Genomic DNA, 21,731 nt, shown 5'->3' on the forward strand with positions numbered 1-21,731 from the left:
CGGACTATGGGCACACCAATCATTATTGCAAAAAAAACCAGCGATACGCAGCAAGATATTGTATTGCATTCACAATTTGCCAATCGCCACGGCCTAATTGCGGGTGCGACTGGAACAGGAAAAACTGTCACCCTAAAAGTACTGGCAGAAAGTTTTTCACGTATTGGGGTTCCTGTATTTTTAGCCGATGCAAAAGGTGATGTTTCAAGCTTAGCCAAGGCAGGTTCCAATAATTCCAAATTTGATGAACGCCTAAAAATCTTAAAGATTGAATCAGTCCCATTTACAGCTGCGCCTTTGGTGTTTTGGGATTTATTTGGCGAGCAAGGTCACCCCATTCGCACCACAGTCTCTGAAATTGGCCCATTATTATTGGCTCAAATGCTGAATTTGAATGACACACAAGAAGGTGTTCTTTCCGCAGTCTTCCGAATTGCAGATGATCAGGGCTTACTGCTCATCGACTTTAAAGATTTAAAAGCCATGCTGAGTTATGTCAGCGAACATGCCACCGAATTTAAAGCCGAATATGGCAACCTATCCCCTGCCAGTCTAGGCGCAATTCAACGTAATTTACTGGCACTGGCAGACCAAGGTGGTGATCAATTCTTTGGTGAACCTAGCCTCAATATTTTGGACTTTATTCAAACCGATGCCCAAGGTCATGGCTATATCAATTTATTGGCTGCCGACAAACTCATGAACACCCCAAAACTATACGCCACCTTTTTACTTTGGATGTTGTCTGAATTGTTCGAACAATTGCCTGAAGTCGGTGATATGGACAAACCTAAACTGGTGTTCTTTTTTGATGAAGCGCACTTACTCTTTGATAATGCCAGTGCCGCTTTACAAGAAAAAATTGAACAGGTGGTTCGCCTAATTCGCTCTAAAGGTGTCGGCATCTATTTCGTCACGCAAAACCCTTTAGATTTACCTGAAAGTGTTTTAGGGCAATTGGGGAACCGCGTACAACATGCTTTACGTGCATTTACACCCAAAGATCAAAAAGCAGTAAAAACCGCCGCCGATACCTTTCGTGCCAATCCTGAATTTAAAGTGGATCAAGCCATTACCGAATTAGGTGTTGGTGAGGCACTCATTAGTTGTTTAGATGAGCAAGGTATTCCACAAATGGTGGAACGCGGTTGGGTGATGCCCCCTTACTCTGCTTTTAGCCCCATTAGTCTAGAAGAACGTAAAACACTAATGGCGCAAAGTATTGTGGCTGGCGTATATGAGCAAAGCCTAGATCGTGAAAGCGCATTTGAACTGTTACAGCAAAAAGTGGTAGATCGTCAGCAAGAAGCCCTACAGGCTGAACAAGAAAAAATTCAAGCCAAAGAATTAGACACACAAGCCAAGCAACAGGAAAAAGAACAAGCAACATTTGAAAAACAGCAAGCCCGCGAACAAGAGCGTCTTGCAAAAGAGCAACAAAAGGAAGCAGAACGCAGTGCCAAACAACGTGACAAACTCATTCAAGATACTGTCGGCACTTTTGCCAAAAGTGCCGCGCGTAGCTTAGGAGGAAGCACAGGACAAAAAATTGTCCGTGGTCTACTTGGTTCACTGTTTGGCAGAAAATAATCTAAAACACCTATTAAGAAGTTCAAAATTATGGGATATTTTTATATCCCATAATTTTTTTATGGTTTTTATTCAGACATGTATTGCAAAGTCTTACTATAAAATGTATTTTAAATGCATCTTATAAATGAAAGCCATGAGAGATCAGCTATGACTCCGCAGCAAATTGACCTTGTAAAAGCTACCGTTCCTGTACTTCGTGAAAATGGTGTCGCGCTGACTGGTTATTTCTATAACCGCATGCTGGGTAACAATCCAAACTTAAAAGAAACCTTCAATATGGGGCATCAACGCAGTGGCGCACAGGCACAGGCTTTGGCGGGTGCAGTGTTGGCATATGCTGAAAACATTGAAGATCCATCTGTACTCCTACCTGTTGTGGAGATGATCGCTCATAAGCATGTCAGCTTGAGTATTCAAGCTCCAGATTACAACATTGTTGGGGAAAACCTACTTCATTCCATTAGTGAAGTTCTGAGCATTTCAATGGAAGATCCTTTAATTGATGCGTGGGCTACGGCTTATGGTCAATTGGCTGATTTATTCATTAGTACTGAAAAAGCCATTTATGAACAACATCAGCAAACCAAAGGTAGCTGGTTAGGTTGGCGCAACTTTAAAATTGCCAAAAAAGTGGTAGAAAGTGATGAAATCACATCCTTCTATCTTGCACCTGTTGATGGTGGCGATTTACCAAAATATGAAGCAGGCCAATATATTTCAGTACGGGTATTTGTTGAAGAACTTGGTCTCAAACAACCTCGTCAATATACTCTGTCGACTAGCCCTCAAGCAGATTACTTACGTATTTCAGTAAAACGTGAAGATCAAAAAGGTGACTTGGTTGCAGGCTGGGTATCAAACACGTTGCACGGTCTTGCAGAAGGTTCAGAAATAGAGATTTCTGCACCAACTGGTAATTTCTGCTTAATAGACCCAAATAAACGCAATGTGTTTATCAGTGGTGGTGTAGGCCTCACACCAATGGTTGCTATGCTTAATCAATTGGTGACTTTAGACATGCCACAACCAGTCACCTTCATTCATGCTTGCCGTAGTAAACAAGTACATGCCATGAAGCAACATATTCATGACTTGAAAGCAAAATATCCGCGCTTAAACACCATTACTGCCTATGAGTTCCCTCATGCTAGCGATAAATTAGGTGAAGATTACGAAATCACGGGTCGTTTAGATCTTAGTAGTATCGATAGCGCGTTGTTGCCAATCAATGCAGACTATTACCTGTGTGGCCCTATGCCATTTATGGCTGAACAGCAAAAAACTTTAATTGCACGTGGTATTCCTGCAGAGAATATCCATAGCGAGGCTTTTGGCACAGGTGGTGTTAAACACTAACTTTCAAGTCAGCTTGAAATAGACAGAGGGTTAGTTTAGATGTGCTAAGCTAACCCTTATTTATTTCTCCTAAATTTATAGTATTCTCATGCAGCTGAATAAATTCACCGACTACGCCCTACGTATTTTAATGTATGTCTCTCAGCCTAAAGATATCCCTTATACCGTTGCAGAAATTGCGCAGGACTTGCACGTATCAAAAAATCATTTGATGAAAATTGTGCATTTTATGGGAAAACAAAATTGGCTGATTACCACCCGCGGTAAAGGTGGTGGCATTAATCTAAACCCCAAAGCACTCGAACTCAAACTCGGGCACATGGTACGAATTCTGCAAGGTGAAAACCAAATTGTAGAATGTAATACACCACCCTGTGTGTTACGTAGTCATTGCGGTTTAAAAGGTCTTTTAGATCAGGCCTTGGAACAGTTTTATCTTCATCTAGACCAATATACTTTGGCCCAAGTTCTAAAAACGGCTCCGTCTAGTAAGTACACAACTCTCTCTCCAATTCAGATGATTAATCTTTAATTCCGCTTCTTTGCCTTGCAAAGTTCGCTTGCCTGAACGACTTCCTTTATAATGCTCCCTTGTAGATCATTTATTGAAGTCGAGTTATGCATCAGCACAGAGGAAAATCCAAAAACAGTAAGTCAGCCAATGCGCCGAAGCAAAAAATCAGCTATGAGAAAATAGTTGATCCTGCAATTACTGAGTACTCTGTTCGCGCATTGAACTGGTTGCGTAAAGCCGAATTTTTAATGAGTGCGCCTAAACTCAACTTATGTGTTGAAGATACAGGTTACGAAATTGCATTTGCAGGTCGTTCTAATGCAGGTAAATCCAGTGCGATTAATGCTTTAACCAATCAAAAGCAATTAGCACGTGCGTCGAAAAGACCCGGTCGTACTCAGATGATCAACTTTTTTAGCTTAGGCAATCCCGATCAGCGTTTGGTCGATTTACCCGGTTATGGTTATGCAGCCGTACCTGAAGCCATGAAAATTGTGTGGCAAAAAGAGCTTGAAAACTACCTGATTCATCGTCAAAGCCTACAAGGTCTGGTTTTGCTCATGGATATTCGTCATCCACTACAGCACTTTGACGTGATGATGTTGGAATGGGCTTATTCACGGAAATTATTCGTGCATGTGCTTTTAACCAAATCGGATAAATTGAATCGTGGCCCTGCATCTAAGGTTTTGCAAGAAATCAAAGCGCAATTGAAAAAAATGAAACTGGAATTTTCTATTCAGTTATTTTCTTCATTAAACAAACAAGGTCTGCAAGAATTGGCCAGTGTGATGGGTGGTCGTTTAAACTTCACCTTAGAACAAGCCAGCCATTTTGATTTAGACAGCATTCCAGAAGCGGACGAAGACGATACAGAAATTGATTTTGTAGAAGATGATTCTCTAGATACAGATGTTGATGGTCTTGAGTTCGACCTTGAAGAGATCACGCCATTAGAAACAGAACATGATGCTCCTTTAGACCCTAAGGAATAGTCTTTACTGACATTGTCAGACAAAAAACATCATCTTTTGATAATGAATTGTCCCGAATTGCTAAACACAATTCGGGATTTTTTTCCCATACTGAAGCCAATTGCACATGATGCGCTACGCACTAAAACAATAAGGACAGTATGATGAAACTTTTCTCCCGTTTTAAGAATTCAACCATTGGTTCATCTATTCGCTACAGCATTAAACCGCGCAAAGTAAAATTTGAATGGCAAGACACCCCCGTCGACTGGATTCCTGAACAACCTTTTATTAGTTATTTTATTAATGAAATTAATATGATTTTGCCCGCAGGCGAATTTTGGTTTTGTCGTCTATACAATAAAGTCTTACCGCAAATTCAAGACCCTAAACTGAAAGAAGATGTGCAAGCCTTTATTCGCCAAGAAGCCATGCATGCACAGGCACACAATTCGGCCAATAAAGAATATCTCACGGTTCGCAATATTAATATTCAGCGCAATTTAAATGTCATGGATTTTTTGTTTGGCGAATTGCTTGCCGACGCCCCACTTGGCTTAAAAGTTCCGAAAACACTAGAACATCAATGGGACTTATTCCGTCTGGGAATTGTGGCTACCGTTGAACACATGACCTGCGTTTTAGGGAAATACGTGCTGTATAACAACGAATGGGAAAAACTGGGGGCAGATGCATCCATGTTAGATTTGGTGAAATGGCACGGCGCAGAAGAAATAGAACATCGTACAGTGGCTTTTGATTTATACCGTCATTTAGGCGGTGGCTATATTGCCCGTTATTATTTAAGTGTTGTGGTGATTGTAGCCGTTTTGGGACTTTGGGTCGATGGTTCAGCCCATATTATGAAGCAAGATCCACGTTTTAAATCCATTCGTCCAGCCGTGTATAAACCGTGGGTATGGCGTGAGTGGTATCGTATTTCGCAAAAAGACCACAATTTAATGCCCAACCCATTTTGGCTTATCTCTCAGCAATTAGGCTACTTAATGCCGTGGTATGACCCTTTACATGAAGCCAAAACTGAAGATGCCATTACATACTTAGAGCGCTCTCCAGCAGCCAAACGCGCAATCCTCAAAGTTGCCTAATCCTATTCAATTAAGCTTATTCAGCAGGGTTGGTTTATCCCTACTTTTTAATGCGTTAAATCACACAAAATAATACGTCTACAGTCAAAATCAAGGCCAATAAAAACCCGCACAGCACTATTTTACAGCAATGATGCGGGCTCTTTTTATGCTTAGCTTAATCTTTTAACGTATTGCCTCAGGCAATTCATCATCGCGCGTATGGCGATCTACCACCACACTAATCATCATATCGCCTTGCACATTCACCACCGTTCGAACGGTATCCAATAAACGGTCTATCGGCAATAAAATCGCAATGGCTTCGGCGGGTAGACCCACAGACTGCAAGACCATAATCATAGTGACCATGCCTGCACTTGGAATACCCGGTGCGCCTAAAGAAGCAATCATGGCTGTAGCACACACCACCAATTGTTGACCCAGACTTAAATCCAGCCCCATTAAATTGGCAATAAACAATGCCGCTGCTGCTTCATATAGCGCCGTACCATCCATATTTAATTGCGTACCCAATGGAATGACAAAACCTGCCGTTTGCGGACGTACACCTAAGTTTTCTTGTGCGCACTTCATGGACAGTGGCATGGTCGCTGAACTTGAACTGGTCGCAAATGCAGTAATGAGTGCCGCCCGTGTTCCTTTAAAAAAGGTGATCGGGCTCATCTTGCCAAAAATCCACAACAGCAGTGGCAACACAACTGCACCATGGAAAATGGTGGTGCCTGTGACTACGGCGGCAAACTCAGCTAAACGACTCAGTACTGAAAGATCCTCAGTTGCAATAAGCTTGGCCAGTAAAGCAAAAATTCCCAATGGTGCTAGCTTCATCACCCAGCCAATCATTAACATCATAATGTCAAAAAATTGCTGACTGAGCTTACGCACACTCCTGAATTTATCGCCACCTTTCACCAAGGCGACACCAATCAGCAAAGCAAAGACCACCACGGCCAAGACATTGCCCTCGGCAAAAGCTTTAAAAGGATTAATCAGAGTGTTTTGAATGAAATTGGTAAAAAATGATGCAGGCGTTAAGGTGTCAGGTGTTTGATGTGCACTCATTGCGTCTTGAAACATCACAACATCGACACCTTTACCGACCTGAAAAATATGTGCGCAGGCCAAACCCAAAATGAGCGCCAAAGTTGTGGTCGTGACACAACACGCCAAGGTGATTTTCCAAACTCGGCTAAGTTGTCCGCCAGCTTGTAAGTTGGATACACCGACAACAATCGAGCTAAAAATAAGGGGAATTAGCAACATTTTCAGCAAACCAATAAATACACTACTCAGAATGCCCAAACCATACAAACTGACATCAAAAAACTGAGTCTGTGGAAATAGGTTCATTAAAAAACCAAAGGCGACGCCAAAAATGGCAGCCATTAAAATCTGTGTATTTAAGCTCATGACGACATGCTTTTATCATTTTTCCCTGCTGGCACTATGCCATGCTAAATATGCATAATCGAGGATTTTTTTGTCACAAGCTCAGCAGAAATCTTCAGAAAACAAAACCCTGTCAGAATAGTACTTTGCAAATACCATAAAAAAACCGAATTAAATAATTCGGTTTGAACAAGATTTAACTGACTTATTATTGCGTTTCAATTTCACGTAAACGGATTAAACCTTCTTGTGTGGTGCTACACACCAATTCACCATTTTGCCACATTCGACCAAAATTTAAACCGCGTGAATTGGCACTAATGGTGGCTTCCATGTCATATAACATCCACTCATCGACACGGAATGGTTTATGGAAATACATCGCATGATCAATACTGGCACATTGCAGACTCGGTGAAATATAACTTAGACCATGTGGACGTAGCGCCGTCGTCATTAGGGTAAAGTCTGAATAAAACGCAACAATCGCCTGATGCAATGAAATATCATCCACTTCCGTTGCTATTGCATCATGCGTTCGAATGTAATGCGCATAAGACGGCGCTTCAGGTTGTGGCTGAAATGGATTCACAGGTTGTACTGGACGAATTTCCACATGACGGTCGCGCATGAAACTGGCACGTACGTTTTCAGGCACAAATTCCACCATCATTTTTTTCAGTTCAGCTTCATTTTTCAAGCTATCTACAACTGGGTATTCAGGTTCAGAAATTTGATAATCCAAGCCCTCTTCCTGCCCTGCAAAAGACACCATGGCCATAAAAATAACCCGACCATGTTGAATTGCACGCACTTGGCGACTTGCGAAACTTTTACCATCGCGCAGACGTTCTACTTCGTAAATAATTGGTGCATCAACATCACCCCCAAATAAAAAATACGCATGTAATGAATGCGCAGGACGGTCTGTCGTATATGACGCAGCTCTGAGTGCCTGCCCCAGTACCTGACCACCAAAAACGCGTTTGCCAACCAAATTACGGCTTTGCCCGCGAAAGATGTTTTCTTCTAGCTTTTCTAAGCTGAGCAATTCGACCAGTTCTTGTGTTAAGGCATTCATAATTAACCTATTTAATTAAATGGGATGACCTAAAATCAGGCAAAAAATAATCATGTCCACATGATTAAAGTTATATTGCCATAAATTCAGAGCAAAACCCTAGAGATTGCTTGACTGATCTGTCACCTGTTATTTTTAAAATTTCGACTAAAATACGCTTTTTAACGATAAAATCTTACACTTCGCGTGTAATTTGTCAGAAAATAGCAGATTGTTTTTCAATACAATTACGCAAAATAGCCACCCAGTACAATATCACTGAGGTTTTGGCCGTTTAACTAGGAGTTTGTATGTCCAAAAGTGGTTTTGGTCAAATATATAGAAAGCTTTCCAGTAAGCTTCTTGACCTTGTTGTAACACCGCACGTTCTCGGAGAGGTTCCTGCTGAACCAGCAGTGTCGCTCACTCAGAACGAAGACAGCGCAAGCTCCCCACAAAAAATTGTGTGTTATGTATTACTCAATCATTCGCGTAGTAATGCTTTGGTGGTCGATAGTGAAACCCGCCGTCTGAAATTACCACCTGCCCTCAACCCTTTACTATTGGGTCAACACAGCGAAAAAGCATCGGTATTATTTTTACAACATCGCGATGAAAATAATCTGTTAAATCCACCTCCGCATGCATTTCCGCCACGACTCTTACGCTTAATTGAGGCTTTAGAACAACAACCCGATTTAGATGTCGAACTGGTTCCAGTCACCCTACTTTGGGGTCGTGATCCTGAAAAAGAAGATTCATGGCTGAAGCTATTATTTACAGATACTTGGTCTACCCCAAGTAAACTAAAACAACTGGTGAATATTGGCTTACATGGCCGACAAACTTATATTGAGTTTCATCAAGGACAATCTTTACGCACCTTGATTAATTATGCAAAAACCACTCATCCCAACTCTTCCCCTGCTACCTATATCACCAGCACTTTAAATGACTATTTAGATGCACAACGTGAAGTGGTTCTAGGCCCAGATTTATCTGACCGCCGTAATGTCATGCACGGACTAATCAAAGCGCCTGACGTGCAAGACAGTATTCGTCGTGAAAGTATTCGCAATAAAATTAGCATGGTAGAAGCAGAACGCCGTGCGATTAGTTTCTTAAATGAAATTGTTTCTGACTATTCACATTCGACTGTACGCTTTGCTGACGTAGCTCTTACACGCCTTTGGACACAATTATACGATGGCGTGGAGGTACACAACTTCAGCACTGTGCGTGAGTTGGCCAAAGACTACGAAATTATTTACACCCCGTGTCACCGTAGCCACATTGACTATTTATTGCTGTCTTATGTGATTTATAAACGTGGTCTGATGGTGCCATACATTGCTGCAGGCGATAATTTAAATATGCCGTTTGTGGGACAAATTTTACGTGGCGGTGGCGCATTCTTTATTCGTCGTAGCTTCCGTGGCAATGCCCTCTATACCACCGTATTTAAAGAATATTTGTACAGTATTTTATCGCGCAACACCCCCATTGAATATTTCATTGAAGGCGGGCGTTCACGTACAGGTCGTTTATTGCCACCGAAAACAGGCATGTTGGCCATGACAGTGCATAGTCATTTACGTGGTCGTGCAAAGCCTATCGTTTTTTTACCGACCTATGTGGGTTATGAACGTCTGATGGAAGGTGCAACCTATGTCGGCGAAATGAACGGTAAGCCGAAAGAAGGTGAATCTGTTTTCGGTATTGTGAAAACTTTACGTAAAATTGAACGTATTTTTGGCAAAGTACATGTGAACTTTGGTGAGCCTGTATTTTTAGACGACATGCTGGAAAAACATGGCGCAGACCAAATTAAAGTTGAAAAAAATGATGCACCGATTCCGCCAGAGGTTTCAGATGCAGTTAATAGTTCAGCCAATGCTATTTTAGAAAACATCAACCGTGCCGTAGTCATTAACCCTGTTTCTTTGCTGTCTTTAATTTTATTGGCCACAACAAAACACACCTTAGATGAAGAAATTTGCATCAAGCAACTAGATACTTATCGTAAGTTGCTAACTGCATTGCCTTATGATGCACGGATGCAAATCACCCCACTATCAGGTAAAGAAATTATTGCCTATGGTTTAAAACTCAAACTGATTAAACGTGTCAAACATGTTCTGGGCGATATTATTGCCATTGAAGAGGGTCAAGCAATTTTATTGACCTACTTCCGCAATAACATCGTGCATGCCTTTATTTTGCCATCATTAATTGCTGCCTTGGTTGAACACAATGGTTCGATTCGTCGTGGTGACTTAATTAATGTGATTCGCACGCTGTATCCATTCTTAAAAGCAGAATTGTTCTTAAAATGGCAAGATGAAGAGCTGAAAGACCCTATTTGTGCATACGTAGATGCATTAGCTCAAGCCAAGCTAATTATTGAAGATGCAGACGGTAATTTAATTTCACCTGCACCAAACAGTGAAAATCATAATCAATTGGTGCTGTTGGCTGCCCCTGTCATGCAGAGTATTGAACGCTATTACATGACGTTGGCACTTATTACTCAGCGCGGTTCAGGTAATATTTCAACCCGTCAGGTGGAAGAACTGAGCCATTTGGTTGGTCAGCGTTTATCTGTGCTGTATGAGTTCAATTCGCCAGAGTTCTTTGATAAATCGTTATTCCAAAGCTTTATTAAAGTGCTAACACAGCAAGGCTACATTAGTACCAACGAAGACCATGCCATTGTCTTTGATGAGAACATGCAAAATATGGCACAGTATGCGAATTTAGTCTTGGATGAAGCAACCCTACAAATGTTGCAACACATTACGACATTTAGCGATGAAGAGCTGAAAGACGCATTAGATAAAGTAGCTGCGGAAAACGCCAAAAAACGTGCAAAACGCAAGAAGAAGTAAACACCTTTTAAAACCCTTCTCTTGCGCCATCTATGGCTCAGGGAGAAGGTCGGGATGAGGGTTAAGGCTAGGAATTCTTTTACCTCTCCCTAACCCTTTCCTAATAAGGAGAGGAAACTCAAACCGCGGAAATATCTATGCTGTAAATTCAAAAAGTGACTAATGAAAATCACAAGCTATTTTGAATAAAACCAATGAAAAAATATTTTCACAATAAAAACTAACTACACATCACCCTCATATTTTAACTCAAAGCCACTCGCAACCATCCGCTCCGCATAAATCCTTTTCCCTGTTTCCCGCTCACTTTCTACAACCAATTCAGGTAAATTTAGTGCTTTTTGAAGCTCTAAAATTCGTTCATGCAAAGCTTGTGGCTGATTATTAGTGCAAATATATGATTTTTCAGGATGTTCCACGTGAATCATATACGCTAGAAAACGCGCTAAATCCTCAATATGAATTCGGTTCGCCCAATGGATATTGGGATACGATTGAGTTGTTTCTGCAAGCTTCAACATTCTTGCATTTGATGTACCATAAATTCCCGTTGGGCGAATAATAATGCAGTGTTCAGGATATGCCTGTTGCCATAACAGTTCCATCTGCAATAACAGTCTACCCTGCTCATCACTTGGATTTGGCGCAATTTCATCATCGATGCGCTCACCATTATTTTCGCGATACACACGAGTGGATGACACCACGATCACCTTTTGAATAGGATGATTTTTTAAAGCCTGCACAATAGGGCGAATAGAATCCACATAGGTCTGCTGATAGGCGTCAATCGTCCCAATATTCGGAGACAATAAAATATAAACTGCATTAACTGGGGGAATTTGAGATAAATTGAGTTGATGAACATCCTGAATCAGATGATGCGCCCAAACATCTGTTTTTGGACTTTGGCTGATTGTAGTAATTTGATGACCTTGCTCAAATAACTGTTTTGCAACGCGCTGAGATGTTTTACCATAACCTATAAACAAAATATGCATTTAGCACCTAATCACCAACCCGATTACATAATCGATTGTAAATATATTGAGGGGAAATGACAGCCGTCCATCAATTGCAAGGCGTAGGAAATGCTGCTGCCGCAATGCTTGAAAAACTAAATATCTACACGACTGATGATTTACTGTTTCATCTGCCACGTGACTATGAAGACCGTAGCACAATTATTGCCATGAATCAGCTGATTGTTGGGCGTAGCTATTTGCTAGAAGGCATTGTTAAAAATGTGGACTTTCCGCCGGGAAAACGCAAATCTATGGCTGTGTTATTGGATGATGATTGTGGCAAAGTCACTTTGCGCTTTTATCATGTTTATAAAGGCATTACTGACCGTGCAAAAATGGGCAGTCGCCTACGTGTTTTTGGTGAAGTGCGTGTCGGTGCACGCGGTTTAGAAATGTATCACCCCGAACTGCAATTAATTACTGAACATACGCCCCTGCCACAGACCCAACTCACCGCAATTTATCCTGCAATTGATGGCCTGACGCAACCCAAATTGCGCGAATACGTCAAACAAGTCTTAGAAAATTATAGCGATAATCTTCCTGAACTCTTACCTCAAAAATTCACCAATGGTTATGCACTCAAACAAGCGTTGGACTATATTCACCATCCACCTATCAATGCCAATATGTTGCAATTGGCTCAAGGCTCGCACCCCGCGCAACAACGTCTTATTTTTGAAGAACTGGTCGCACATCAAATTAGCTTACTCACGCGCCGTGCCTATATTCAGCAAATTGAAGCGCCCTCTTTCCACCCCAGTAAAACCTTTGCCAAAGCCTTGCTGGCTAGCCTGCCCTTTGAGATGACTGGTGCACAAAAGCGGGTTTCGAAAGAAATTATGGCCGATTTAAAACAAAATAAACCCATGCTTCGGCTGGTTCAAGGCGATGTTGGCGCAGGTAAAACCTTGGTCGCAGGCGTGGCTGCCTGTCATGCACTGGAAGAAGGGTGGCAAGTAGCGCTGATGGCCCCGACAGAAATTTTGGCAGAACAACATTATTTAAATTTTAAAAAATGGTTTGAACCCATGGGGCTGACCGTATCTTGGCTTTCAGGCAAACAAAAAGGTAAAGCCCGCGAAGCATCCGAACAGAGCATTCAACAAGGTTCTGCCAATCTGGTCATCGGCACCCATGCTTTATTTCAAGACAATGTTAAATTTGCCAAATTGGGTTTAGTGATTATTGATGAACAACATCGTTTTGGGGTTGATCAACGTTTAGCGCTACGTAATAAAGGCTTAGCTGGCTGGACGCCGCATCAATTGGTGATGACCGCGACACCCATTCCCCGCACCTTGGCCATGTCTGCCTATGGTGATTTAGACACATCAATCATTGATGAATTACCCCCTGGCCGTACCCCAATTCAAACCGTCACTATTCCACTCGATCGGCGTGAGCAGGTTTTACAACGCATTGCGACTAACTGTGCCGAAGGTAAACAAGCCTATTGGGTCTGCACTTTGGTTGAACAATCTGAAACGTTAGATGCCCAAGCTGCTGAAGCGACTTTTGCTGAAATGAAACTACGTTTTCCAGAAGTGAATATTGGTTTAGTACACGGCAAGATGAAAGCAGATGAAAAACAAAAGGTGATGCAACAATTTAAAAACAATGAGTTGCAATTATTAATTGCCACAACGGTAATTGAAGTCGGTGTCGATGTCCCGAATGCCTCAATTATGGTGATTGAAAATGCAGAGCGCTTAGGTCTATCGCAACTCCATCAGCTACGTGGGCGGGTTGGTCGTGGTGCAAAAGCCAGTTTTTGTGCATTACTCTATAAAAATCCACTGTCACAAAATGGCCAAGAACGCCTACGGATTATGCGTGAAACCAATGATGGCTTTCTCATCGCAGAAAAAGATTTAGAATTACGTGGCCCGGGTGAACTTTTAGGCACAAAACAAACCGGCGATATGGGTTTTCGTGTGGCTAAATTAGAACGTGATGATCATCTCTTAAATCAAGCGCATTTTGTGGCACAACAAATTTTTAAAGATCATCCCGATCATGTACAAGCCTTATTAAACCGCTGGCTACCCGAAGCTCCTCGTTATGCCTATGTCTAGTGAATAGCTCAATCCATCCCCTGAAGCTGTGATATTTACTTAGAATCACCAGTATCATCGCTTCAGGAGTTTTATTCAGTTCATCAGGCAAATAAAATTTAGGTTTCATTTAAGGCTAAAATAAAGAATAAGTGTCTGACATTTATTCTTTACATCTTTTCACAAGAATAAAAATAAAAAATGAGAATCCCATGCTTCAACTTATTCATCAACTTGCACGTAGTCGTATTCAAGAGCTCTCACCCTGTTCATTGTGTGGCATTATGCAACAGCACAAACATTCGCTGTGTCTGGATTGTTACAACAGTCTGCCTTGGCTCAAAACTCAGGTACTGCGCCAAGAAATGCACATTTTAACTGCATGTCATTATGCCTATCCGCTAGATAAAATCATTCAGCAATTTAAATATGAACAACAGCTCCACTATCAACCTATGCTTTCAGGCTTACTTAAAAGCCTGAAATATCCAAAAGTACAAGCCATTGTCCCTATGCCAATCTCGACAGAAAGACTGACGCATCGTGGTTATAACCAATCTTTACTCTTGGCCAAAGATCTTGCGAAACATTTAAAACTGCCCATTTGGCAACCGATTCAACGTTTAAAACAACATTCACAAAAAGGTCTGAGTCGTTTAGAGCGACTGGAAGATATACAACATCAATTTATACATGCTGAACCGACCCAAATACGTTATCGCAAAGTATTAATTGTCGATGATGTGGTCACAACAGGGAGCTCGATTCAGGCATTAAAACAGTGCTTAGAACAGTTGGGTTGCCAACAGATACATGCCGTGTGCTTGGCCTCTGCTAAATAAAATATAGAGGCCAAAGCAATAATCGTTTAGACAGCAATTAAATATTGTTTGACCCACGGCATCACCACTTCTGTCGTCAGCGGTGCCAATTGAGTTTCAGCATCATCTAAATCCACCCATTTTATTTCGGCAATTTCTGCCTGTACCACAGGTGCTTGATCGAGTTGCACATGATAAACATAGCTAATCAGCAAATGGTCTGGCTCATTCGCTGTTTGAGTTTCAAAACGACCTAAATAATGCTGAATTTTGGCCTGACAACCAATCTCTTCTTCAATTTCCCGAAGAATGCTCTGTTCAGGTAATTCATTGACCTCTAACTTGCCACCCACTTGCATAAAGCATGAGGTATTTTTCTTACGCACCAAAAGTAATTGTTGCTGTTCATTCATCACAATGCCAGCAGCGACAGTAATGACTTTCATGCGTTTTTCACCAAATCTTGCTGATCCGCGACACCCCATTTCGGTTGCGGTGGCACATACGCCTTAAACTGCGCCAATATCTCTTCAATATTATCCGATGCAATTAAACTGCTACAAAAACGCTGATGGGTAAAACCTTTATCAGCAGTCAATTGAAGAAATTTAAGCAAATCATCATAAAAACCATCGACATTTAAAAATGCACATGGTTTCTGATGGATTCCCAACTGCGCCCAAGTCCATTGTTCAAAAATTTCTTCCAAAGTACCCGCCCCACCCGGAATGGCAATAAAGCCATCAGACAATTCAGACATCTGGGTTTTACGTTGGTGCATATTGTCTACCACGTACAAAGCGGTCAAATTAGGATGTGCCAATTCACGATCAACCAACTGCTTTGGAATCACGCCAATCACCTGACCGCCCGCCTGTAATGCACTCTCTGCAACCATTCCCATCAAGCCTGAACGGCCACCGCCATACACCAAAGTAATCTGATGTTTAGCTAAAGTTTTACCGACAAGTTCTGCGACCTGTAAATAAACTGGGTCTGAACCCAGCGCTGAACCACAAAAAATTGCTATAGAATTCATCATTTGTCACCGTGTTATCAATTTGTCATCGTACTAAAATAAACTTCATTCAGTTTTTTTAACAAAATAACCATTCGAGCAGTGTATTTATTGAAATCCTTGTCTAAAATACACGCATTCATTCACAGATACTGCGCAACGGAGAAAAGACGGCATGCTTGAAGCCTTTTACGCCACAGAGCGCGGTAGCCTAGAAGATGCCACCATTAATGGCGACTTCGACTTACACCCCGATTTAGTCTGGCTAGATTTAATTGCTCCATCTCAAGAAGAGCAACAATGGATTTTAGATGCCTACGATCAAAACCTACCCACACTCAAATCGTTGGAAGATATTTCTTCCTCTGCTCGATTCTACCGTGATGATGACGGTATTTTACATATCAGTACCTATTTTTTAACGAAAAATAAAAATTTTCAAGTCGATGTAGAATCTGAGGAAAATTCCCATATTTTAGCGACTGTGCAAACCGTGGCGTTTATTCTGCACAAAGACCGTTTATTTACTTTGCGTGGTGAAAAGTTGGTGGCCTTTCGTGCCTTCCGTTCTCGGGCGCGACGCAATGACTATGAAATTAACTATAAAGATCCCACTTGGATTTTATTGGGCTTATTAGAAGCCAAGCTGGATGAACTTGCGGATATCTTAGAAGATATCCACAAAGACTTAGAAAAGTATTCCACAGAAGTGCTGAATAACCGTCATCGCGAAATGATTTTAGATTTAGATGACATGATCACACGCTTAGCACAACTAGAAGATATGCTCGGAAAAGCTCAATTGTGTTTGATTGATTTACGTCGTGTACTGACGTTCTTAGCACGCCCGCGAGCCTTGGGTAGTCATATTTATGATGCTGATATTCGAGAGCTCAGTGAAGATGTGCGCTCTCTGGTTGAGCACGATGCCTTCTTATTCCAAAAAGTGCGCTTCTTACTTGACACCACATCAGGATTCATTAATACCGAACAGAATGACACGATTCGTCGATTCTCTATCTTACCCAGTATGCTTGCGCCTCCCATGCTTGTTGCCAGCGTGTATGGCATGAATACCGATGTATTGCCCTTCGCACGCGGAACAACGAGCTTTATCGCGGTCGGTTTGATTTTACTTGCCTTCTTTATTGGCCCCATGATTTATTTCCGCTGGAAAAAATGGATCTAAATACGTTTTGAAATACGGTTTCAAAGCGAGGCTTAAGACAAACTGCTATTTTCTGAATTTTTAATTTAACTAAAATTGATGGCAAAAAGATCAATCAATAGAGATAAAAAAAGCACCCGTAGGTGCTTTTTTTATGCATTCAATTAAATCATGTGCAGGTCATGCTCTAAGTGGCAAGCTTGAATAATATTCATCATTTTTGCAGGGATGGCTTTAAACTGTAACCCTTGTGCATTTGGTGTTTGGCGTAACCAACGCATCAATACCGCCAAGGCCAAAGTACTTCCCTGTTCCAATTCAGCTAAATTGATCACAATTGGAAATTGTGTCTGCGCCTGAATAATTTGCAAGCCTTTCTGGTAATACTGCTCAGCGTTGCTATAGTCAATTTTTCCAGAAATATGTAATTCCTGCTGATCAAATTTAATCATATGCCGCCTGTCTTATTTTTTCTTGTTAACCGCTACTTCTGCATCTGGTTGGAAGTTCGCAATGGCTTTATCTAAGTTACCACCATTACGTTTCACCGTTGCTGCAAACTGATTACGGAACTGCAAACCTAGGTCAATACCCGAAACATTAATGTTTCGGATTTTCCATTGCGTGCCTTTATCTGCCAATTGAAATGAAACTGGAATTTTTTCACCATTGTTATTGAAATCAAGAGTTACTACAGGGTTTGCGCTGCCCGTGTCTTTATAAGGACGCATGCTATAGGTTTGATTACTAAACTTAGCAAATGCAGAGCCATAGTTTTCAATCAAGGTTTCGCGGAAATTACGTTCAAACTGAGCACGCTGGGCAGCTGTACTGTTTTGATTGGTTGCATAAGTTCCCATCACAATACGTGTGAATGATTGAGAGTCAATATATGGATCCAAATTTTGACGTACAATCGCTTTCACCGCGGTTGGGTTATTTTGCAATTTACCTTGATCTGCTTTTAAGCGTGAAATCAGACCATCTGCCACTTTTTTCACAAATGCAGGCGGTGTTTCAGTCGGTACAGCAAAAGCGCTACTTGCAATCATCGTTGAAAGAATGCTTGCTGTAAGCGTCTGTTTAAATAAAGTATTCACGCGAATCTCCTCAAATAATTATTCAACAAATGCAGGTTGTGCATCAGTAGATTGTGCAGATGCTTTGTCTGATTGTGACGCATTGCTACTGTTTTCTGACGGTTTTCCTGCACCACCAGTTACAAACTTAGTCACTAAATCTTCAATTTCCATCGTCCCTTGGGTATTGGCAATGCGCTCGCCCCGCTTAATATAATTTAAGCCACCACCTGGGATAATCTTTAAATATTTTTCGCCTAATAAACCATTGGTCGCTACCATGATATAAGCATCTTCATCAATATTCGTGATGGATTTCGTGTTAGCAATTAGCTGCTTTTCCATATCTTTTTGCTGCGCAGGATCAGCCGCTTCAAAATCTGAACTGTAACGTAGCTCTTCTAATGCATTCTCCTGAACTTGCTTTAATTGTTCAGGATTAAATGTCGTTAAACTTCCATCCATTGTCATATGCACTGTCGCTAGACGCGTTACAGGGTCTAAAGTAATGGAATCGACTTGACCTACTTTTACCCCACTCATCGCAACTTTTGCACGAGGTTTAATGCCATTCACATTTTCAAAAACAGCCGTCATTTGATAAGGGTCTTTCATGTTGTTGCCGACCAAACCGCTCACTCGCATCGCCAAGAAAAATAAAGCAATACCAAACAGAATGACAAATACACCAACGGCCAGTTCACTTGCACGTGATTTCATTAAACACCTCCAAACATGACCGCAGTCAACACAAAATCAAAACCTAAAACACATAACGACGAATACACCACTGTACGGGTAGTTGACGTTGCAATCCCTTCAGAAGTCGGCTCACAGGCATAGCCTTGATATACCGCAATTCCCGTACAAATAAATGCAAAAACAAAACTTTTTATAATGGTGCCGTTAAAGACATCTTTATAGAACTGCACGGCATTTTCCATGCCACTCCAATACGAACCTTCGTCTGCGCCAAGAAAATCGACCCCGACCATTTTTCCGCCCATAATCCCTACGGCAGCAAAAATCACCGATAGCATCGGTAAACTAAAAATACCTGCCCATAAACGCGGTGAAATTACCCGTTTTAAAGGATCAACACCAATCATTTCCATGCTAGACAATTGTTCTGTAGCTTTCATTAAGCCAATTTCTGCGGTCAATGCAGAACCTGCACGGCCTGCAAATAATAAGGCAGCCACAACAGGTGCAAGTTCCCGAAGTAAAGTCAGCGACACGGCCGCACCCAACATGGCTTCACTACCAAAAGTGACCAAAATGCTGTACATCTGTAAACCCAATACAGCACCAATAAATAGGCCAGAGACCACAATAATCAGCAATGACATCACACCGACACGGTACATTTGGTAAATAAATAACCGTACACCCAGTCTCGTCGGTAAAGAAAATAACACCTGCAACAACATTTGTGTCGCAATGCCAATTCCCCGAACACGCTCAATGACGCGTCTACCTAATGAGGCAATAGCATTCATTAAAGCACCTCATGACTTAAATAGGGTTGATGGCTAAATTGATAGTCCACTGGGCCTTCGACAGATCCTGTCAAAAACTGTTGCACAAACGGTGATGCATGCGCTCTCAATTGCTCAGGTGTCCCCTCGCCCTGCACTTTCCCTTCTGCCACCACATAAATGTAATCGGAGATTGAAAGTGTTTCGGCAACATCATGTGAGACAATAATAGTCGTTAAATCAAGTGCTTCGCGTAACGAACGGATTAAACGTGTTAACACGCCCATCACAATCGGATCCTGACCTGCAAAAGGTTCATCATACATAATCAGTTCAGGGTCTAAAGCAATAGCACGTGCTAAGGCCACGCGACGATTCATCCCCCCTGAAAGTTCAGAAGGCATGAGTTTTTCAGTACCCCGCAGTCCAACAGACTCCAGTTTCAGCGCCACCATTTCCGCAATTAAATGCTCTGAAAGCTTGGTATGTGCCCGAATTGGAAAAGCCACGTTTTCGTATACTGACATATCGGTAAACAATGCACCGCTTTGAAACAGCATGCCCATTTTCGCACGTGCAGCAAAAAGCTCTTGGCGTGTCATCAGTCCAATGTGCTTTCCATCAAGTAAGACTTCACCCTGATCTGGTGTTAATTGCCCACCAATCAATCGAAGAAGTGTGGTTTTACCTGTACCTGAAGGCCCCATAATCCCCGTGATTTGCCCACGGCGAATATTTAAACTGACATTGTCATAAATGACTCGGTCGCCCCGCTTAAAGCTCAAATTTTTCACTTCAATCAGTGATTGAGCCTCGTGAGGTGTTTGATTATTCATAGCTGAGCGTTTTCCTGCATTTTTTCAGCATGCATACTATAAAGGATTAAAGTTGAAAATGTTACTTTTACATATAAACAGTTTTCCCAATCAAATCGGGAGTGTATTGATTTTTATTGAAGAAATTTTTAAATTTAGACCGAGTGTGATCTTAGCTGAATGAATTAATACTTAATGAAAATAATTGTAAATATAATAAAAAATATTACATAAAAATAAAGCTAAACCGAGATAAGGCATAAAGAGCTCGAACGTATTTATTTTTTTAACAGAAATAGACTGAATACTCATAAGTATCAAAAAATATCTAAAGTTTGAACCAGTATACATTTTATTTTTTAAAGGTAAAACAAAAGCGCATAAAAAAAACCAGTGTTTCCACTGGTTTTTTTTAATTTATAACTAACTTTAAAAATTAGTCATTAAATTTGCGACGTGGACGGTCTTCACCTGATTCACGACGTGGACGATCTGAATTAAATTCGCGCTTTGGACGGTCTTCACCACCAAAAGTACGTTGTGGACGATCTTCGCCACCGAAAGTACGTTTAGGACGATCATCAAACGAACGTTGTGGACGATCACCGAAACCACCTTCACGACGTGGTGCTGGACGATCACCGAAATCACGTTTTGGACGATCAGCGAAGCTACCTTCACGACGTGGTTTGTAATCTACGCTGTTACCACGGTTGTCATCATTTGAGTTAAAACGTGGTTTATCACCGAAACCGCCTTCGCGACGTGGCGCTGGACGATCGCCAAAATCACGCTTTGGACGGTCATCAAACGAACGTTGTGGACGATCACCGAAACCGCCTTCACGACGTGGTGCTGGACGATCGCCAAAATCACGCTTTGGACGGTCATCAAACGAACGTTGTGGACGATCACCGAAACCGCCTTCACGACGTGGTGCTGGACGATCGCCAAAATCACGTTTTGGACGGTCATCAAACGAACGTTGTGGACGATCACCGAAACCGCCTTCACGACGTGGACGATCATCACCGCCTTCGCGACGTTTAAAGCTGCTTTCGCCACCAAAACTACGACCACCGCCGTCACGACCACGACCGCCGCCATCACGACCACCGCCGAAACCGCCACGACCACGACCACCGCCATCACGACCACGACCGCCGCCATCACGACTACCGCGTGCAGGAGGTGGAGATGGCTCAAGTCCTTCAATTTCAGATACTTCTAAACGAGCTTCTAAGTAATCTTCTAGCGCACGAATTTTACCGCGTTCACGGTAAGTCGCTAAAGTGATTGCTTTACCAGTACGACCTGCACGACCTGTACGGCCAATACGGTGTACATAGTCTTCGTTCTTCATAGGAAGACCGAAGTTAATTAC

At 41.8% G+C, this 21,731-nt stretch carries 19 protein-coding genes and 1 pseudogene; 9 read left to right on the top strand and 11 right to left on the bottom strand.

What is annotated here, in order from left to right; genetic code table 11:
• The first annotated feature begins 6 nt into the window (after positions 1-6).
• The 5 genes from BBP83_RS14750 to BBP83_RS14770 all read left to right on the top strand — a co-directional run bounded on the left by BBP83_RS14750 (position 7) and on the right by BBP83_RS14770 (position 5,546).
• The gene (locus BBP83_RS14750) at positions 7-1,590 is read left to right on the top strand and encodes a helicase HerA-like domain-containing protein (protein WP_068889868.1); all 1,584 of its coding nucleotides are present in this window, start codon (positions 7-9) and stop codon (positions 1,588-1,590) included.
• 150 nt (positions 1,591-1,740) lie between these two features.
• Positions 1,741-2,949, top strand: a complete 1,209-nt coding sequence (gene hmpA / locus BBP83_RS14755; protein WP_068889870.1) for an NO-inducible flavohemoprotein — start codon at positions 1,741-1,743, stop codon at positions 2,947-2,949.
• 88 nt (positions 2,950-3,037) lie between these two features.
• Positions 3,038-3,481, top strand: coding sequence for an RrF2 family transcriptional regulator (locus tag BBP83_RS14760; protein WP_068889872.1), 444 nt, complete (start codon positions 3,038-3,040; stop codon positions 3,479-3,481).
• An 86-nt stretch (positions 3,482-3,567) separates the two neighbouring features.
• The gene (yihA, locus tag BBP83_RS14765) at positions 3,568-4,458 is read left to right on the top strand and encodes a ribosome biogenesis GTP-binding protein YihA/YsxC (RefSeq protein ID WP_068889874.1); all 891 of its coding nucleotides are present in this window, start codon (positions 3,568-3,570) and stop codon (positions 4,456-4,458) included.
• 143 nt (positions 4,459-4,601) lie between these two features.
• Positions 4,602-5,546: a metal-dependent hydrolase gene (locus tag BBP83_RS14770; protein WP_068889876.1), complete on the top strand. Its 945-nt coding sequence runs from the start codon at positions 4,602-4,604 to the stop codon at positions 5,544-5,546.
• A 165-nt stretch (positions 5,547-5,711) separates the two neighbouring features.
• On the opposite strand, the gene BBP83_RS14775 is transcribed toward BBP83_RS14770, so the two are convergent.
• Both BBP83_RS14775 and BBP83_RS14780 read right to left on the bottom strand, forming a co-directional pair.
• Complete coding sequence (locus tag BBP83_RS14775; RefSeq protein ID WP_068889878.1) at positions 5,712-6,959, bottom strand: dicarboxylate/amino acid:cation symporter; 1,248 nt, start codon at positions 6,957-6,959, stop codon at positions 5,712-5,714.
• 187 nt (positions 6,960-7,146) lie between these two features.
• Positions 7,147-8,019, bottom strand: coding sequence for an acyl-CoA thioesterase (locus BBP83_RS14780; protein ID WP_068889880.1), 873 nt, complete (start codon positions 8,017-8,019; stop codon positions 7,147-7,149).
• 290 nt (positions 8,020-8,309) lie between these two features.
• On the opposite strand from BBP83_RS14780, the gene plsB reads away from it, so the two are divergent.
• Complete coding sequence (gene plsB / locus BBP83_RS14785; protein WP_068889882.1) at positions 8,310-10,886, top strand: glycerol-3-phosphate 1-O-acyltransferase PlsB; 2,577 nt, start codon at positions 8,310-8,312, stop codon at positions 10,884-10,886.
• A gap of 224 nt (positions 10,887-11,110) precedes the next feature.
• Here the strand turns inward: plsB and BBP83_RS14790 are convergent, their stop codons facing one another.
• Positions 11,111-11,887: a Rossmann-fold NAD(P)-binding domain-containing protein gene (locus BBP83_RS14790; protein ID WP_068889884.1), complete on the bottom strand. Its 777-nt coding sequence runs from the start codon at positions 11,885-11,887 to the stop codon at positions 11,111-11,113.
• 56 nt (positions 11,888-11,943) lie between these two features.
• Here BBP83_RS14790 and recG point away from each other — a divergent pair, with 56 nt between their 5' ends.
• Together recG and BBP83_RS14800 are read left to right on the top strand one after the other, a co-directional pair.
• A complete protein-coding gene (gene recG / locus BBP83_RS14795; RefSeq protein ID WP_068889886.1) occupies positions 11,944-13,989 on the top strand; it encodes an ATP-dependent DNA helicase RecG in 2,046 nt (681 codons plus the stop codon).
• Between the two features lie 191 nt (positions 13,990-14,180).
• A complete protein-coding gene (locus tag BBP83_RS14800; RefSeq protein WP_068889888.1) occupies positions 14,181-14,810 on the top strand; it encodes a ComF family protein in 630 nt (209 codons plus the stop codon).
• Positions 14,811-14,836: 26 nt separating this feature from the next.
• Here the strand turns inward: BBP83_RS14800 and BBP83_RS14805 are convergent, their stop codons facing one another.
• Both BBP83_RS14805 and BBP83_RS14810 read right to left on the bottom strand, forming a co-directional pair.
• Complete coding sequence (locus BBP83_RS14805; protein ID WP_068889889.1) at positions 14,837-15,235, bottom strand: NUDIX hydrolase; 399 nt, start codon at positions 15,233-15,235, stop codon at positions 14,837-14,839.
• Positions 15,232-15,828, bottom strand: coding sequence for an LOG family protein (locus BBP83_RS14810; RefSeq protein WP_068889891.1), 597 nt, complete (start codon positions 15,826-15,828; stop codon positions 15,232-15,234). Before BBP83_RS14810 ends, BBP83_RS14805 begins: the two co-directional genes overlap by 4 nt.
• 154 nt (positions 15,829-15,982) lie before the next feature.
• Between BBP83_RS14810 and BBP83_RS14815 the strand changes: the two genes are divergently transcribed.
• On the top strand, positions 15,983-16,996 hold the full coding sequence (locus BBP83_RS14815) for a CorA family divalent cation transporter (RefSeq protein ID WP_068889893.1): 1,014 nt from the start codon (positions 15,983-15,985) through the stop codon (positions 16,994-16,996).
• 143 nt (positions 16,997-17,139) lie between these two features.
• Here the strand turns inward: BBP83_RS14815 and BBP83_RS14820 are convergent, their stop codons facing one another.
• The 6 genes and pseudogenes from BBP83_RS14820 to BBP83_RS14845 all read right to left on the bottom strand — a co-directional run.
• Positions 17,140-17,427, bottom strand: coding sequence for an STAS domain-containing protein (locus BBP83_RS14820; RefSeq protein WP_068889895.1), 288 nt, complete (start codon positions 17,425-17,427; stop codon positions 17,140-17,142).
• A 12-nt stretch (positions 17,428-17,439) separates the two neighbouring features.
• On the bottom strand, positions 17,440-18,075 hold the full coding sequence (locus BBP83_RS14825; protein ID WP_068889897.1) for an MlaC/ttg2D family ABC transporter substrate-binding protein: 636 nt from the start codon (positions 18,073-18,075) through the stop codon (positions 17,440-17,442).
• A gap of 18 nt (positions 18,076-18,093) precedes the next feature.
• Complete coding sequence (gene mlaD / locus BBP83_RS14830; protein ID WP_068889899.1) at positions 18,094-18,774, bottom strand: outer membrane lipid asymmetry maintenance protein MlaD; 681 nt, start codon at positions 18,772-18,774, stop codon at positions 18,094-18,096.
• Positions 18,774-19,553, bottom strand: coding sequence for a lipid asymmetry maintenance ABC transporter permease subunit MlaE (mlaE, locus tag BBP83_RS14835; protein WP_068889901.1), 780 nt, complete (start codon positions 19,551-19,553; stop codon positions 18,774-18,776). Before mlaE ends, mlaD begins: the two co-directional genes overlap by 1 nt.
• Positions 19,553-20,368, bottom strand: a complete 816-nt coding sequence (locus tag BBP83_RS14840; RefSeq protein ID WP_068889903.1) for an ABC transporter ATP-binding protein — start codon at positions 20,366-20,368, stop codon at positions 19,553-19,555. The genes mlaE and BBP83_RS14840 overlap by 1 nt, the downstream gene beginning before the upstream one ends.
• Positions 20,369-20,783: 415 nt before the next feature.
• A pseudogene (locus BBP83_RS14845) lies at positions 20,784-21,731 on the bottom strand (DEAD/DEAH box helicase); the annotation flags it as partial.

This window comes from Acinetobacter celticus, from assembly GCF_001707755.1.
In the GTDB taxonomy this organism is placed as follows: Bacteria; Pseudomonadota; Gammaproteobacteria; order Pseudomonadales; family Moraxellaceae; genus Acinetobacter; species Acinetobacter celticus.

Excerpts from the sequence above, each read along its gene's own strand:
- mlaE (WP_068889901.1), bottom strand. The coding sequence starts at position 19,553 with ATGAATGCTATTGCCTCATTAGGTAGACGCGTCATTGAGCGTGTTCGG.
- BBP83_RS14760 (WP_068889872.1), top strand. The coding sequence starts at position 3,038 with ATGCAGCTGAATAAATTCACCGACTACGCCCTACGTATTTTAATGTAT.
- BBP83_RS14800 (WP_068889888.1), top strand. The coding sequence starts at position 14,181 with ATGCTTCAACTTATTCATCAACTTGCACGTAGTCGTATTCAAGAGCTC.
- BBP83_RS14815 (WP_068889893.1), top strand. The coding sequence starts at position 15,983 with ATGCTTGAAGCCTTTTACGCCACAGAGCGCGGTAGCCTAGAAGATGCC.
- BBP83_RS14805 (WP_068889889.1), bottom strand. The coding sequence starts at position 15,235 with ATGAAAGTCATTACTGTCGCTGCTGGCATTGTGATGAATGAACAGCAA.
- BBP83_RS14840 (WP_068889903.1), bottom strand. The coding sequence starts at position 20,368 with ATGAATAATCAAACACCTCACGAGGCTCAATCACTGATTGAAGTGAAA.
- BBP83_RS14775 (WP_068889878.1), bottom strand. The coding sequence starts at position 6,959 with ATGAGCTTAAATACACAGATTTTAATGGCTGCCATTTTTGGCGTCGCC.
- BBP83_RS14780 (WP_068889880.1), bottom strand. The coding sequence starts at position 8,019 with ATGAATGCCTTAACACAAGAACTGGTCGAATTGCTCAGCTTAGAAAAG.
- mlaD (WP_068889899.1), bottom strand. The coding sequence starts at position 18,774 with ATGAAATCACGTGCAAGTGAACTGGCCGTTGGTGTATTTGTCATTCTG.
- BBP83_RS14790 (WP_068889884.1), bottom strand. The coding sequence starts at position 11,887 with ATGCATATTTTGTTTATAGGTTATGGTAAAACATCTCAGCGCGTTGCA.
- hmpA (WP_068889870.1), top strand. The coding sequence starts at position 1,741 with ATGACTCCGCAGCAAATTGACCTTGTAAAAGCTACCGTTCCTGTACTT.
- recG (WP_068889886.1), top strand. The coding sequence starts at position 11,944 with ATGACAGCCGTCCATCAATTGCAAGGCGTAGGAAATGCTGCTGCCGCA.
- BBP83_RS14810 (WP_068889891.1), bottom strand. The coding sequence starts at position 15,828 with ATGAATTCTATAGCAATTTTTTGTGGTTCAGCGCTGGGTTCAGACCCA.
- BBP83_RS14770 (WP_068889876.1), top strand. The coding sequence starts at position 4,602 with ATGAAACTTTTCTCCCGTTTTAAGAATTCAACCATTGGTTCATCTATT.
- BBP83_RS14820 (WP_068889895.1), bottom strand. The coding sequence starts at position 17,427 with ATGATTAAATTTGATCAGCAGGAATTACATATTTCTGGAAAAATTGAC.
- BBP83_RS14750 (WP_068889868.1), top strand. The coding sequence starts at position 7 with ATGGGCACACCAATCATTATTGCAAAAAAAACCAGCGATACGCAGCAA.
- yihA (WP_068889874.1), top strand. The coding sequence starts at position 3,568 with ATGCATCAGCACAGAGGAAAATCCAAAAACAGTAAGTCAGCCAATGCG.
- plsB (WP_068889882.1), top strand. The coding sequence starts at position 8,310 with ATGTCCAAAAGTGGTTTTGGTCAAATATATAGAAAGCTTTCCAGTAAG.